Annotated in this window: 13 protein-coding genes; 3 read left to right on the top strand and 10 right to left on the bottom strand. The window is 72.4% G+C overall.

All coding sequences use genetic code 11. From position 1 onward, the window contains the following. Positions 1-7 precede the first annotated feature (7 nt). From ASE25_RS17095 to ASE25_RS17080, 4 genes are all read right to left on the bottom strand, one after another. Positions 8-1,129, bottom strand: coding sequence for a GuaB3 family IMP dehydrogenase-related protein (locus ASE25_RS17095; RefSeq protein WP_020144860.1), 1,122 nt, complete (start codon positions 1,127-1,129; stop codon positions 8-10). Between the two features lie 106 nt (positions 1,130-1,235). After that, positions 1,236-2,753 (bottom strand): IMP dehydrogenase, encoded by a 1,518-nt coding sequence (gene guaB / locus ASE25_RS17090; RefSeq protein ID WP_056826776.1) that lies wholly within the window; start codon positions 2,751-2,753, stop codon positions 1,236-1,238. Positions 2,754-2,795: 42 nt separating this feature from the next. Next, positions 2,796-3,854, bottom strand: a complete 1,059-nt coding sequence (locus ASE25_RS23260) for a hypothetical protein (protein ID WP_056826775.1) — start codon at positions 3,852-3,854, stop codon at positions 2,796-2,798. A 14-nt stretch (positions 3,855-3,868) separates the two neighbouring features. Next, the gene (locus tag ASE25_RS17080; protein WP_056778230.1) at positions 3,869-4,435 is read right to left on the bottom strand and encodes a sigma-70 family RNA polymerase sigma factor; all 567 of its coding nucleotides are present in this window, start codon (positions 4,433-4,435) and stop codon (positions 3,869-3,871) included. A 393-nt stretch (positions 4,436-4,828) separates the two neighbouring features. Here ASE25_RS17080 and ASE25_RS17075 point away from each other — a divergent pair, with 393 nt between their 5' ends. Beyond that, positions 4,829-5,116, top strand: coding sequence for a WhiB family transcriptional regulator (locus ASE25_RS17075; protein ID WP_020144864.1), 288 nt, complete (start codon positions 4,829-4,831; stop codon positions 5,114-5,116). Between the two features lie 195 nt (positions 5,117-5,311). Here the strand turns inward: ASE25_RS17075 and groL are convergent, their stop codons facing one another. Continuing rightward, complete coding sequence (groL, locus tag ASE25_RS17070) at positions 5,312-6,928, bottom strand: chaperonin GroEL (protein ID WP_056778228.1); 1,617 nt, start codon at positions 6,926-6,928, stop codon at positions 5,312-5,314. 134 nt (positions 6,929-7,062) lie between these two features. Further along, the gene (groES, locus tag ASE25_RS17065; RefSeq protein WP_020144866.1) at positions 7,063-7,359 is read right to left on the bottom strand and encodes a co-chaperone GroES; all 297 of its coding nucleotides are present in this window, start codon (positions 7,357-7,359) and stop codon (positions 7,063-7,065) included. A gap of 238 nt (positions 7,360-7,597) precedes the next feature. On the opposite strand from groES, the gene ASE25_RS17060 reads away from it, so the two are divergent. Beyond that, positions 7,598-8,839: a hypothetical protein gene (locus ASE25_RS17060; RefSeq protein ID WP_056826774.1), complete on the top strand. Its 1,242-nt coding sequence runs from the start codon at positions 7,598-7,600 to the stop codon at positions 8,837-8,839. Positions 8,840-9,073: 234 nt separating this feature from the next. Here the strand turns inward: ASE25_RS17060 and ASE25_RS17055 are convergent, their stop codons facing one another. From ASE25_RS17055 to ASE25_RS17040, 4 genes are all read right to left on the bottom strand, one after another. Next, the gene (locus ASE25_RS17055) at positions 9,074-9,562 is read right to left on the bottom strand and encodes an SRPBCC domain-containing protein (RefSeq protein WP_056826773.1); all 489 of its coding nucleotides are present in this window, start codon (positions 9,560-9,562) and stop codon (positions 9,074-9,076) included. Continuing rightward, positions 9,559-9,894 (bottom strand): metalloregulator ArsR/SmtB family transcription factor, encoded by a 336-nt coding sequence (locus ASE25_RS17050; RefSeq protein ID WP_235508724.1) that lies wholly within the window; start codon positions 9,892-9,894, stop codon positions 9,559-9,561. The genes ASE25_RS17055 and ASE25_RS17050 overlap by 4 nt, the downstream gene beginning before the upstream one ends. 135 nt (positions 9,895-10,029) lie before the next feature. Continuing rightward, on the bottom strand, positions 10,030-10,860 hold the full coding sequence (locus ASE25_RS17045) for a PfkB family carbohydrate kinase (protein ID WP_056826772.1): 831 nt from the start codon (positions 10,858-10,860) through the stop codon (positions 10,030-10,032). Beyond that, complete coding sequence (locus ASE25_RS17040) at positions 10,860-12,197, bottom strand: nucleoside hydrolase (protein ID WP_235508723.1); 1,338 nt, start codon at positions 12,195-12,197, stop codon at positions 10,860-10,862. The genes ASE25_RS17045 and ASE25_RS17040 overlap by 1 nt, the downstream gene beginning before the upstream one ends. On the opposite strand from ASE25_RS17040, the gene ASE25_RS17035 reads away from it, so the two are divergent. After that, a complete protein-coding gene (locus ASE25_RS17035) occupies positions 12,196-13,221 on the top strand; it encodes a glycoside hydrolase family 3 N-terminal domain-containing protein (protein ID WP_235508722.1) in 1,026 nt (341 codons plus the stop codon). The two genes, ASE25_RS17040 and ASE25_RS17035, sit on opposite strands and share 2 nt — an antisense overlap. Positions 13,222-13,364 lie beyond the last annotated feature (143 nt).

Raw genomic sequence — 13,364 nt, 5'->3', positions numbered from 1 at the left:
TGGGCGCTCAGTTGCCGAGATAGGGCGAGACGACGACCTCGACGCGCTGGAACTCCTTGACGTCGGAGTAGCCGGTCGTGGCCATGGCCCGCTTCAGGGCTCCGATGACGTTGGTGGCGCCGTCGGCCTGTCGGCCCGGGCCGAAGAGGATCTCCTCGAGGGAGGCCTGGGTGCCGAGCGCGATGCGCTCGCCGCGCGGCAGCTGCTGGTGGTGGGCCTCCGGGCCCCAGTGGTAGCCGCCGCCGGGGGCGTCGGTGGCTCGGGCGAGGGCCGCCCCGAGCATGACCGCGTCGGCGCCGCAGGCGACGGCCTTGACGATGTCGCCGGACGTGCCGACGCCGCCGTCGGCGATGACGTGGACGTAGCGGCCACCCGACTCGTCGAGGTAGTCGCGGCGCGCGGCTGCGACGTCGGCGACGGCCGAGGCCATCGGGGCGTGGATGCCGAGGGCCGTGCGAGTCGTGTGCGCCGCGCCACCGCCGAAGCCGACGAGGACACCGGCCGCGCCCGTGCGCATCAGGTGCAGGGCCGCCGTGTAGGACGCGGCGCCGCCGACGATGACGGGCACGTCGAGCTCGTAGATGAAGCGCTTGAGGTTGAGCGGCTCCGCGCGACCCGAGACGTGCTCGGCCGACACCGTCGTGCCACGGATGACGAAGAGGTCGACGCCGGCATCGACGACGGTCTTCCAGTGCTGCTGCGTGCGCTGCGGCGACAGGGCGCCCGCGACCGTGACCCCCGCCTCGCGCAGCTGGCGCAGCCGCTCGGTGATGAGCTCGGGCTTGATCGGCTCGGCGTAGATCTGCTGCATGCGCGCCGTGGCGGCCTCCGGCTCGATCTCGGCGATCTCACGCAGCTGCGCGGTCGGGTCCTCGTAGCGGGTCCACAGGCCCTCGAGGTCGAGCACCGGCAGGGCCCCGAGCTTGCCGAGCACCGTCGCGCTCTCGGGCGAGACGACGGAGTCCATCGGCGCCGCCATGACCGGGATGTCGAAGTGGTAGGCGTCGATCTGCCACGACACCGAGACCTCCTCGGGGTCGCGCGTGCGCCGCGAGGGCACGACGGCGATGTCGTCGAAGGAGTAGGCGCGCCGTCCGCGCTTGCCTCGGCCAATCTCGATCTCGGTCACCGGCCGATCCTACCGACCCGGCCACGAGCGGACGTATGCCGTCCGGCGGGCTCCGCGGGACGGCATACGTCATCGGGTGGTGCGCCGGGGGGCCCGGAGCGCGGTGTCAGCCGATCGAGTAGTTGGGCGCCTCGACGATGCCCTGGATGTCGTGCGGGTGGCTCTCCTTGAGCGAGGCCGACGTGATGCGCACGAACTGGCCCTTGTCCTGCAGCTCGGAGATCGTGCGCGCGCCGACGTAGAACATCGACTGGCGCAGGCCACCGAGCATCTGGTGGGCGACGGCCGCGAGCGGACCACGGTAGGCCACGCGGCCCTCGATGCCCTCGGGCACGATCTTGTCGTCGGAGTCGACCTCGGCCTGGAAGTAGCGGTCCTTGGAGTAGGACTTCTTGCCCCGGCTGCTCATCGCGCCGAGCGAGCCCATGCCCCGGTAGGCCTTGAACTGCTTGCCGTTGACGAAGATCAGCTCTCCGGGGCTCTCCTCGCAGCCGGCGAGGAGCGAGCCGACCATGACCGAGTCGGCCCCGGCGACGATGGCCTTGGCGATGTCGCCGGAGTACTGGAGGCCGCCGTCGGCGATGACCGGCACGCCGGCCGGCTTGCACGCCTGGGCGGCGGCGTGGACCGCGGTGACCTGCGGGGCACCCACCCCGGTGACGATGCGCGTCGTGCAGATCGAGCCCGGACCAACGCCGACCTTGACGGCGTCGGCGCCGGCGTCGACGAACGCCTGCGCGCCCTCGCGGGTGGCGACGTTGCCGCCGATGACCTGGACGTGGCGGGTCGCGGGGTCGCTCTTGAGGCGCGCGACCATCTCGATGAGCAGGCGCACGTGGCCGTGGGCGGTGTCGGCCACGAGCACGTCCACGCCGGCCTCGATGAGCGTGGTGGCGCGCTCCCACGCGTCGCCGAAGTAGCCGATGGCCGCACCGACCATGAGGCGGCCGTCGGCGTCATTGCTCGCGTCCGGGAACTGCTCGCCCTTGACGAAGTCCTTGACCGTGATGAGCCCGGCGAGGTGGCCCTCGGAGTCGACGATCGGCAGGCGCTCGCGCTTGTGCTGGCGCAGCAGGGCCGTCGCCTCGTCGCGGCCGATGCCCACCGGGCCGGTGATGAGCGGCATCGGGGTCATGACGTCGCTCACGAGCGTCGTGGCCCACTCGGCGACGGGCGTGAAGCGCAGGTCGCGGTTGGTCACCATGCCGATGAGCTTGTTGTCGTCGCCGATGACCGGCAGACCCGAGACGCGGTACTCGCCGCAGATCGTGTCGAGCTCCTCGAGGGTGCGGTCGGGACCGATGGTGATCGGGTTGGAGATCATCCCGGTCTGGGTCCGCTTGACGAGGTCGACCTGGTAGGCCTGGTCCTGGATCGAGAGGTTGCGGTGCAGGACGCCGAGACCGCCCTGACGGGCCATCGCGATGGCCATCCGGGCCTCGGTGACGGTGTCCATCGCCGCCGAGATGAGCGGCGACCGGATCGACAGCTCGCGCGTCAGGCGCGTCGTCGTGTCGATGTCGTTGGGGGCGAGGTCGCTGTAGCCCGGCAGGAGCAGGACGTCGTCGTACGTCAGCCCCATCGAGGCGAAAGCAGCGGGCACGTCAGACGATCCGAGGCTCATTGCCCGATTCTACGGGCTGCCGAGGGCGCGACCGAACGTGCCTCAGAGGGTGGGCACGACGGGCAGCGTGAGGGCGCCGACGACGCCCGCTGTCGTCGAGGCGGCGCCGTCGAGCGTGCCCGACAGGGTGTCGGTGAGACCGTCGGTGCCGTCGGTGCCGCTGGTGCCGCTGGTGCCGCTGGTGCCGCTGGTGCCGCTGGTGCCGTCGCTCGTGCTGCCGGACGTGCCGGACGATCCCGATCCGCTCGAGCCGCCGGTGGTTCCGGTCGGGCGCGGACGGACGGGGCCGGTCGCGCGCGTCTTGGACGCCGGGGCGGTGGGGGTGCTCGTGGCGAGCGTGGCCTGCGGGACGACCTCGGACGTGCCCGTCGGGGTGGGAGTCGGCGTGGCCGTCGGCGTCATGGTGGCCTTCTTCCCGCCCTTGGTGCCGACGGCTGGCTTCTTGCCGTTGTTCGTCGCCTGCGGCGTGCCGGTCTGGCCACCGCCGGCCGCGGTGCCGCCCTGCGGGTTGCCGACCTGACCGCTTCCGACCTGACCGCCTCCGGTCTGGCCGTTGCCGGTCTGGCCCTTCTGCCCGCCGTTCAGACCGTTCGCGACCGGACGCCCGCCCTCCGCACCGGCGACGGCGCCGGGCATGCCGTTGGTCCCCGCAGCAGCCGCGCGGCCCTGGGCGGCGACCACCGCGGCGGGCAGCAGCACGATCGTGCCGTCCTCGGCGCGCGCGAGGACGAGTCCCCTGGCCTCGGTGGTGCCCGAGGTCTGCGGGAGGCCGAGGCGCGCCAGCAGCGCGCTGGGGCTGTCGCTCCGGGCGCTCTCGTCCATCTTCTTGACGATGCGGGCGCGGTCGGCCTGGCTCGGACCGTTGGTCGGGAGCGTGACGGCGGCCGCGACCCCGGCACCGGACGCTGCGACCGCGAGGGCCGCGAAGGCCCCGAGGTAGCGGTGCTTGTTGGCGATCCGTCGGCGCCCGGTGCGCGAGGGCAGCGGGGTGTCGGCGTGGGCCGCGAGGGCACCGAGCAACGCGACGACCGGCTCGGACCCGGCGTCTACGCGGCCGGCGAGGCGGTCGAGCAGCAGGTCGTCGGCGATGAGGTCGCTCATGGGAGACAGGTCGTTCACGCGACGTCACCCGCTCCGGCCTCGGCGATCATCGCGCGGAGCCTCGTCAGAGCCCGGTGCTGGGCGACACGGATCGCGCCGGCAGACATGCCGAGCGCGGCCGCGGTCTCGTCGGTGCTCATGCCGACGGCGACGCGCAGCGTGAGGATCTCGCGCTGCTGGCCGGGCAGCTGCTGCATGAGGGCCATCGCCGTCGCGGCGTCGTCGCGCATGACGGCGACGTACTCGGGCGACGGACCGTCGTCAGGTCCGTCGGGGACGTCGGCCACGGGTGAGGGTCCGCGCATCGCGGCACGCTGGGCGTCGGCGAGCTTGCGGGAGGTGATGGTGTAGACGAACGCCTCGAACGGCAGCCCGCGCTCCTGGTAGGTCGGCAGGGCGGTCACGACGGCCATGCACACCTCCTGAGCGACGTCCTGGGCTGTGTCCTCGGCGCCGAAGCGGCCGAGGCGGACGCGGGAGTACCGCAGGGCCATGTCCCTGACGCGCGCCAGCAGCACGTCGCGCGCGTTGTCGTCACGCGCGGCGAGGGCCGCGAGCTCACGAAGCGATGGAGCGTCCATCCGCTCCATCGCACCAACGCCGCCGGGTGTTACGCCGGTGTGCGTGGACCAACCAAGACCCATGTGAGTCCTCGTCCCCCCGAACTGTTGTCTGTGCAGGCGACGCCTTCGTCTGCGCCGCCGTCTTCGTCTGCGCCCCCGTCGGTGCTCGCCCAGAGCGGGGCCATGGTAGTGCGAACGGACCCCTCGGGACGAGTTCGGATGGTCGGATCCGACTCCTTGGACGAGCATGCCATCCAGATGGCAATTCTTGAACAAGTCCTTAAGATTCCGCTCTTTATCCGTGATCGCGTGCCCGGTTAGCGTCGATTCCGCGGTCCCGCGACCCACCACACGCACCGAGCGGGCCGGTACGACACGGCGGGCACCCCCGCCCGACCGAGAGACGAGTTCATGGCCGAGATCACCCGCCTGCCCGGACCGGTAGCCGACCTCTGGGACTGGCAGCTGGACGGGGCCTGCCGAGGCGTCAGCCCCGAGGTCTTCTTCCACCCCGAGGGCGAGCGCGGCCCACGCCGTCGCAACCGGGACGCCCAGGCCAAGGCCGTGTGCGCCGCCTGTCCCGTCGTGGCCCAGTGCCGCTCGCACGCCCTCGAGGTCCGCGAGCCGTACGGCGTCTGGGGCGGGCTGACCGAGGCCGAGCGCGAGGTCCTCTACGACGGCATCCAGGAGGCCTCCTGACCGTCTGACGGTCGCCGGCACACGCCGCCGACGACCGACACAGCCGCTCGACCGGACCGCGAGACACGACGGGGTCGCGGAGGTCGAGACGCAGCGAGGGCCGCTCCCCGTCGGGGAGCGGCCCTCGCTGTCGTGCCGGGGCGTGGGACCAGGGCCCGTCAAGGACCCCGGTCGTATGCCGTGTCGCGCGGTCGGTCAGTGACCGTGACCGTGGCCGTGACCGCCGGCCGCCGGCTCCTCGTCCTCGGGCTTGTCGACGACGAGCGTGTCGGTCGTGAGGATCATCGACGCGATGGACTCGGCGTTGCGCAGCGCGGAACGGGTGACCTTGACCGGGTCGATGACGCCGGCGGCGATGAGGTCGCCGTACTCGCCCGTCGCCGCGTTGAGGCCCTGGCCGATGGGCAGCTCGGCCACCTTGGAGGTGACGACGTAGCCCTGGAGGCCGGCGTTCTCGGCGATCCAGCGCAGCGGCTCGGCGACGGCCTTGCGCACGATGGACGCGCCGGTGGCCTCGTCGCCGGTCAGCTCGAGGGCGTCGATGGCGGACGCGGCGTGGATGAGGGCGGTGCCGCCACCGGCGACGATGCCCTCCTCGATGGCCGCGCGGGTCGCCGAGATGGCGTCCTCGATGCGGTGCTTCTTCTCCTTGAGCTCGACCTCGGTGTGCGCGCCGACCTTGATGACGCAGACGCCACCGGCGAGCTTGGCGAGGCGCTCCTGGAGCTTCTCGCGGTCCCAGTCGGAGTCGGTGCGCTCGATCTCGGCCTTGATCTGGTGGACGCGGCCGGAGACCTCGCCCTCCTCGCCGTTGCCGTCGATGATCGTCGTGTTGTCCTTGGTGAGGACGACGCGACGGGCCTGGCCGAGGACGGTCAGGTCGGCCTGGTCGAGGCTGAGCCCGACCTCGGGCGCGATGACCTGGCCACCGGTGAGGATGGCGATGTCCTGGAGCATGGCCTTGCGGCGGTCGCCGAAGCCGGGGGCCTTGACTGCAGCGACGTTGAACGTGCCGCGGATCTTGTTGACGACGAGCGTCGAGAGGGCCTCGCCGTCGACGTCCTCGGCGATGATGAGCAGCGGCTTGCCGGACTGCACGACCTTCTCGAGGACCGGGAGCACCTCGGCGACCGAGGAGATCTTGCCCTGGTTGATGAGCACGTAGGCGTCCTCGAGGACGGTCTCCATGCGCTCGGTGTCGGTGACGAAGTACGCCGAGAGGTAGCCCTTGTCGAACTGCATGCCCTCGGTGAACTCGAGCTCGGTCGCCGTCGTCGAGGACTCCTCGACGGTGATGACGCCGTCCTTGCCGACCTTGTCGAACGCCTCGCCGATGAGGCCACCGAGGGTGGCGTCCTGGGCGGAGAGCGTCGCCACGGAGGCGATCTCGTCCTTGCCGTCGACCTCGCGGGCGTTCTCGAGAAGGCGGTCGTTGACCGCGGTGACGGCCTTGTCCATGCCGCGCTTGAGCGCGGCCGGGGCGGCACCGGCGGCGACGTTGCGCAGGCCCTCCTTGACCATGGCCTGGGCGAGGACGGTCGCGGTCGTCGTGCCGTCACCGGCGACGTCGTTGGTCTTGGTCGCGACCTCCTTGGCGAGCTGGGCGCCGAGGTTCTCGTAGGGGTCCTCGAGCTCGATCTCGCGGGCGATGGTCACGCCGTCGTTCGTGATCGTGGGGGCGCCCCACTTCTTGTCGATGACGACGTTGCGGCCCTTCGGGCCGAGCGTCACCTTGACGGCGTTGGCGAGCGCGTCAACGCCGCGCTCGAGCGACTTGCGGGCGGAGTCGTCGAACTCCAGCTGCTTGGCCATGGTGTTCCTTTGGCTCGGTTTGCTTTGTGGTTCTTGGGAATCCGGGCATCTGTGAGCATGCCCGGTCAAACGAGACGCACCCCGGGGAGACCCCAGCGGGGCTCACCGGGGTGCGGTCACGGCATACGGCTGGGTCAGCCGACGATGGCGAGGACGTCGCGGGCCGAGAGGATCAGGAACTCCTCGCCGCCGTACTTGACCTCGGTGCCGCCGTACTTGCTGTAGATGACCTTGTCGCCGACCTTGACATCGAGCGGGACGCGCTCGGTGCCGGTGTCGTTGAAGCGGCCGGGGCCGACAGCGAGGACCTCGCCCTCCTGGGGCTTCTCCTTGGCCGTGTCCGGGATGACGAGGCCGGACGCAGTGGTCTGCTCGGCCTCGAGGGACTTGACGACGATGCGGTCTTCGAGCGGCTTGATGGAAACCGACACGGTGGTGACCTTCCCTTCGGGACAGTCGGAAAACTGACTACGGACTGTGGGCTCTTCGAGGCTGGCCGCCGTCGCGGGGGTCGACCTCCCTCGATGAGGGTGCTGGCACTTTCAGGTCGAGAGTGCCAACAGGATGAAATCTAGGTTTGTCATTAGCACTCGGTCAAGTCGAGTGCCAGATTCGTCGGCGCGCCGCGGCCCGGACGGGCGCACCCACCGGCGCTGGCAGGATGAGGTCATGGATGCCGCCATGGTCGATCGCCTCTCCGCAGGTGAGGGCTGGGCCCTGCTCCAGTCGCTGCCTCCCTACGACGAGGACGGCTCGCTGCACCTGCAGGGCCGACTGCGCGAGGCGGGCTTCGCGGCCGACCTCGTCGCGGCCGCCATGACCCAGTCGCGGCTGCGCTCGCGCGGCACCGAGAAGTTCGGCGACTTCGCTGCCGGCATGCTCTTCACCTCCGACGGGCTCGAGCAGTCGACGCGCCTCGCCATCGCCGCGCGACACGCCCACCGGTACGCCGCTGCCGGGGTCCGCGACGTCTACGACCTCGGGTGCGGGCTGGGCGCCGACGCCATGGCGTTCGCCGGTCTCGACCTCACCGTCAACGCCGTCGACGCCGACGACACGACCGCCCGCATCGCCGCGGTCAACCTGCGCCACTGGCCGTCAGCCCGGGTGACGCACGGGCTCGCCGAGGACGTACGCCTCCCGCAGGGCGAGGGGCGACGGCACCTCGGGCTGTGGCTCGACCCGGCCCGCCGCGTCACCGGCGTGGCCGACATCAGCGGGCGCACGAAGCGCGTCTTCTCGCTCGACGCGATCTCGCCGTCGTGGTCACAGGTGCTCGACTTCGCGGAGCAGGTGCCGGCGACGGGGGCCAAGCTCTCCCCCGCGTTCCCGCACGGCTCGGTCCCGTCGGGGGCGGAGGCGCAGTGGACGTCGTGGCACGGCGAGGTGCTCGAGTGCGCAGTCTGGTGGGGACCGCTCGTCGCGACCGCCGGACGGACCGCCGCCGTGTGCACCGAGACCTCGACGTCCGTCGTCACGGATCAGGATGCGGTCGACGGCGGCCAGAGACCCGGCCTCGGGTCGGTGACCGACATCGGCGAGTGGCTCTACGAGCCGGACCGGGCCGTCATCCGGGCCGGGCTCACGGGGGCGCTCGTCGCGGCCGTCGACGGCGCCGAGCTCGCGACGGGCGTCGGTTACGTCTCGAGCGGCGTCGCGCGCGAGCTGCCGTGGGCGCGGCGCTTCCGGGTCGTCGAGGCGATGCCCCTGTCGACGAAGCGGCTCGCCCGCTGGCTGCGCGACCACGGCCACGACCGGGTGACCATCAAGAAGCGTGGCGTGACTCTCGACGCCGACCTGCTGCGCCGGCAGCTGAAGATGACCGGCCGCGGCAAGGGCGGTTCGGAGGCGACGCTCGTCCTGACACGCGTCGGAGGCGGCCAGGTCGCCCTCGTCGTCACCCCCGCCTGACCGGCACCCCCGCCTGACCGGCACCCCCGCCTGACCGGCACCCCCGCCTGACCGGCAGCCCCGGCTGACCGGCACCCCCGGCTGCCAAAGCGACCGCCGCCGCTCGCGGCGTGCAGCGTCGGCGGGCGTCCGTCTCCGACGTGGCGTTCCAGCGTCAGCGGCCCGCCGCCGATGCCGCTCCCGGCAACAGACGCCTCGGCGCTCCTCGACCGAGCGCGACGGCCGCCACGGGCTTCAGGCGATGGCGGCGTAGAGCGCGTGCAGGGCGCTCCACGTGGCGTCCCAGTCCGCCATCGCAGCATCAGCGACGTCCGACTCCAGGCGACGCACGTAGGTGTCCCAGCCCGCGGCATACCCCGCTGCCTGGGCGCCGGTGAGCCGCTCGTGCCGCAGGTGCAGGCGGGCGCCCTCCCCGTCGGCGATGACCTCGGCGGTGACGACCGACCGCACGTCGCCGAGCGGCCACTCCCAGACGAGCCGGCTCGGCGCCTCGCACACCACCACGCGGCACACCGGGGTGTCGGCGTCGTCGAAGTGGATGGTGAAGTCGCCACCGGGTCGCAGCTCCCCCTGGACGGGGGCGAACCAACGCGCGAGGCGGTCGGGCTCGGTGCACGCCCGCCAGAGGTCGTCGGGCGACGTCGCGTAGTGCCGGTCGAAGACGACCGCCACCTCCTCGCCGTCGCGCTCGATCCGGCCCAGCACCTGCGTCAGCTCGCTCATCGGTGTCCCTGTCCCTGTCGTCGGGCCCGCGCGCCGCGGGCGATCTCGGTGTCGAGGGCGTCGAGGCGCCGCCCCCAGAACGAGCGGACCTCGCGGCACCACTGCTCGACCTCGTCGAGGGCGCCCGGCGCGAGCCGGTAGACGCGCCGTTGCCCGACGGCCTCGGCCTCGACGACACCGGCCTCCCGCAGCACGCGCAGGTGCCTCGAGATCCCCGGCCGCGCGGCGTCGAAGAGCGCCGCGACCTCGCCGGCCGTCAGCTCCTCACGGGCGAGGTGCTCGACGATGGTCCGCCGTGTCGGGTCGGTCAACGCGTCCCAGGTCCCACTCACGACCAAAGGGTAACCCTTGAGTTACGTAACGCACAAGGTACGCCTGTTCGCAACACATCGAGTAGGTCACGACCCACCGGGATCGGATCCTGGTGGGTCGTGACCTGCTCGGTGTGTTGCGGGGTGGGGTGGGGGTCAGAGTGCGGCGTCCGGCTGGGCCCCGACCCAGCGCACGGCGGCCGCGCCGGCCGCGTTGGCCGCCTCGAGGGCGCCCTGACGGTCTGCTCCCCCGGCGAGCGCCGCTGCGAGCGCCCCGCAGAACGCGTCCCCGGCACCGACCGTGTCACCGAGGTCGCGCTTCGCCACAGGTATGCCGTCCACGCCGTCCATACCCCAGCGCGCGCCCGCTGCCCCGAAGGTCACGAGCAGCGACTCCGGCACGAGGTCGGAGTCGGCGAGGTCGCGCATCTCCGACTCGTTGACGACGACCGGGTCGGCGAGCGCGATGACGTCGGGCGGCAGGGCGGCATACGGCGCGAGGTTGAGGACGACCCGGGCTCCCGCGGCGTGGGCCGCGCGGGCGGCGTCGGCCACCGTCGCGAGGTCGACCTCGAGCGAGCAGAGCAGCACGTCGCCGGGTCCGAGCCCTCCAGCCTGCTCGACGAGCGCCCGGTCACGCTCACCGTTGGCGCCGGCCACGACGATGATCGAGTTCTCGCCCTGCTCGTCGACGGTGATGAAGGCCGTGCCGGTCGGGGCGCTTCCGCTCGTCGACACCGCTGCGGTGTCGATGCCGAGACCGGTGAGGCGGTCGAGGTAGGCCCGGCCGGGTCCGTCGTCGCCGACCCGGGCGAGCATCGAGACGGCCGCCCCGGCCCGAGCGGCAGCCGCGGCCTGGTTGCCACCCTTACCACCGGCATACGTGCCCCCGGCCTCACCGAGGAGGGTCTCGCCGGGCACCGGGTGCCGCTCGACCAGGATGACGACGTCGACGTTGAGGGAGCCGAGGACGACGACACGGCCCATCAGCGCTCGCCCACCCGGCCGAGCACGGTGTCGGCCCAGAGCCGTGCGTAGCGGGGACCGTCGACCTCGAGCGCCACGTCGACGCGCACCGGCGCCTCGCCGTGCGGGTCGTGGGCCATGTCGCCGCTCCAGTCGCGCCGGTCGACGATGGTGCGTCCCCGTGACCACGTGCCGGCGAGCTCGACGCGCAGGGGCAGCGGCTCGGTCCGGATCCCGGCCCGGTCGATGACGACGCAGACGGCGCCGGCGTCACCGATGGTCGACGCGGGCCGGTCGAAGCGGGCGTTCTGGAAGCGGATCAGGCTGCCCGCGAGCTCGGCGGGGCCCCGGCCACCCACAGAGACGAGCTCGTCGGCCAGCTCGGCCGACACGACGGGCTCGTAGAAGACGTCGAGGCCGTACATCGTCACCGGGATGCCGAGGTCGGCCGCGGCGTCGAGTGCGATCGCCGCCGCCTCGGGGTCGTGGAAGACGTTGAACTCGGCCGACGCCGTCGCGTTGCCGACGTTGGCGGCGCCGCCCATGAAGACGATCTCGGAGATGCCCGACACGACGTCCGGGTAGGTCCGGAGCAGCAGGGCGATGTTCGTCAGCGGCGCGAGGGGCACGAGCGTGACCGGGCGCTCCTGCTCCGCGGCCTCACGGCAGACGTCGCGCAGCAGCTCGACGGCGTGGCGCGGGTCGGCCTTCATGGCGGCGGGCGGCCAGCCCAGGTCACCCATGCCGTCGTCCCCGTGCACGTGGCGGGCGTCGACGGGCGGCTCCAGCAGGGGGCGCTCGGCACCCCGGCCCACCGGGACGTCAGTGCGTCCCGCGGTCTCGAGGACGAGCAGCGTGTTGCGCACGACGTCGTCGACGGGGGCGTTGCCGCCGACGCACGTCACGGCGCGCAGGTCGAGGGCCGGGTGCAGGGCGGCGAGGAGCAGGGCGCAGGCGTCGTCGACTCCGGTGTCGACGTCGAGCACGATGGGGGTGGGTTCGGTCGTCACAGCGGCAACGTACCGGTCGGTGGCCGACGCGGCCCCGCTGGGGACGACCGGCGTCCGAGGATAGGCTCGAACGATGCGCCCGAGCCACAGCCGACGCCGCCCGTCCATCGCCCGGTGGGCGGTCCTCGCGGCTGCCGTGACGTCCGTCGTGACCGCCTGCTCCTCCGCCCCGCCGGCCGCCGGGCCCACCGCGACGGGGACCACGACCGTCCCCTCGACCTCGGCATCGAGCGCGCCCACGACGGTCGCGCCGACGAGCGCCACCCCGTCGACGACGACCACTCCCGCCCCCACGACCACCACACCGTCGACGCCCTCCTCGTGCGCCCCGGCGATCGTCGCCGGCATGGACGACGGCGAACGCGCGGGGCAGCTGCTCATGGTCGGCCTCGACAACGGGGCGAGCCGCACGAGCCTCGACGCCCTCGTGGCCCGGCGCCACCTCGGCGGGGTCATCCTGCTCGGCGGCTGGGACGGCGGCACCGAACGCGTCCGTGCGACGACCCGACACCTCGCGGCGCTCGCCTCGAAGGAGGACACCGCGGGCCTCGGTCTGCTCGTCGCCGCCGACCAGGAGGGCGGCGCCGTGCAGCAGCTGCGTGGCGACGGCTTCAGCCGCATGCCGTCCGCCCGCGTCCAGGACCAGGGCTCGGCCAGCGCCCTCACCGCCGACGCCACCCGATGGGCCGACCAGCTGCGCACCGCGGGCATCAACGTCAACCTCGCGCCGGTCGCCGACACGGTGCCGACGTCGATCGGGCGCGACAACGGGCCGATCGGCCAGTACGACCGTCAGTTCTCGAGCGACCCCGAGCGCAACGCACGCATGGTCGGTGCCTTCATCGCCGGCATGCGCGCGGGTGGCATCGCCTCGACCGTCAAGCACTTCCCCGGCCTCGGCCGCATCACCGGCAACACCGACGTCACGGCACGCGGCATCACCGACCGCACGACGACCGTCGACGACCCCTACCTCGAGCCGTTCCGCACCGGCATCCAGGACGGCGTCGAGCTCGTCATGGTCGGCTCGGCCATCTACAGCCGCATCGACCCGGGCACCAATGCCGTCTTCTCGAGGCCGATCGTCACCGACCTGCTCCGCGACCGGCTCTCCTACGACGGGGTCGTCATCACCGACGACGTCGGCGCCGCAAAGGCCGTTGCCGACGTGCCCGTCGGCGCCCGCGCCACCCGCTTCATCGAGGCCGGTGGTGACATCACCCTGACCGCCCGCCCGGCCACGGTGCCCGCCATGCACGACGCCATCACGAAGAAGATGAACGCGAGCCCCGTCTTCGCCAAGCAGGTCCAGACCGCTGCCACGAGGGTCGTCGACCTCAAGCTCAGGATGGGCCTGGCCCGCTGCCCGTAGGCCCAGACAGCAACACCCAGATCGCGGCCCCGAGCCAGTCCCCAGCCCCACCGAACCCCACCCTCCCAGGCGTGAGCCGACGACCAAGGGTGGGTGCAGACCCGCCGCGGCCCGGTCACACCCAGCCAGGACGAGAGGGCCTC

The sequence above is a fragment of the Terrabacter sp. Root85 genome (assembly GCF_001429185.1).
Taxonomy (GTDB): Bacteria; Actinomycetota; Actinomycetes; order Actinomycetales; family Dermatophilaceae; genus Terrabacter.
This window is presented reverse-complemented; position numbering and strand designations above follow the sequence as displayed.

Coding starts and splice junctions, on each gene's coding strand:
- guaB (WP_056826776.1), bottom strand. CDS start 2,753: ATGAGCCTCGGATCGTCTGACGTGCCCGCTGCTTTCGCCTCGATGGGG.
- ASE25_RS23260 (WP_056826775.1), bottom strand. CDS start 3,854: ATGAGCGACCTCATCGCCGACGACCTGCTGCTCGACCGCCTCGCCGGC.
- ASE25_RS17080 (WP_056778230.1), bottom strand. CDS start 4,435: ATGGACGCTCCATCGCTTCGTGAGCTCGCGGCCCTCGCCGCGCGTGAC.
- ASE25_RS17075 (WP_020144864.1), top strand. CDS start 4,829: ATGGCCGAGATCACCCGCCTGCCCGGACCGGTAGCCGACCTCTGGGAC.
- groL (WP_056778228.1), bottom strand. CDS start 6,928: ATGGCCAAGCAGCTGGAGTTCGACGACTCCGCCCGCAAGTCGCTCGAG.
- ASE25_RS17060 (WP_056826774.1), top strand. CDS start 7,598: ATGGATGCCGCCATGGTCGATCGCCTCTCCGCAGGTGAGGGCTGGGCC.
- ASE25_RS17055 (WP_056826773.1), bottom strand. CDS start 9,562: ATGAGCGAGCTGACGCAGGTGCTGGGCCGGATCGAGCGCGACGGCGAG.
- ASE25_RS17045 (WP_056826772.1), bottom strand. CDS start 10,860: ATGGGCCGTGTCGTCGTCCTCGGCTCCCTCAACGTCGACGTCGTCATC.
- ASE25_RS17035 (WP_235508722.1), top strand. CDS start 12,196: ATGGACGACGGCGAACGCGCGGGGCAGCTGCTCATGGTCGGCCTCGAC.
- ASE25_RS17040 (WP_235508723.1), bottom strand. CDS start 12,197: ATGCCGGCGACGATCGCCGGGGCGCACGAGGAGGGCGTCGACGGTGTG.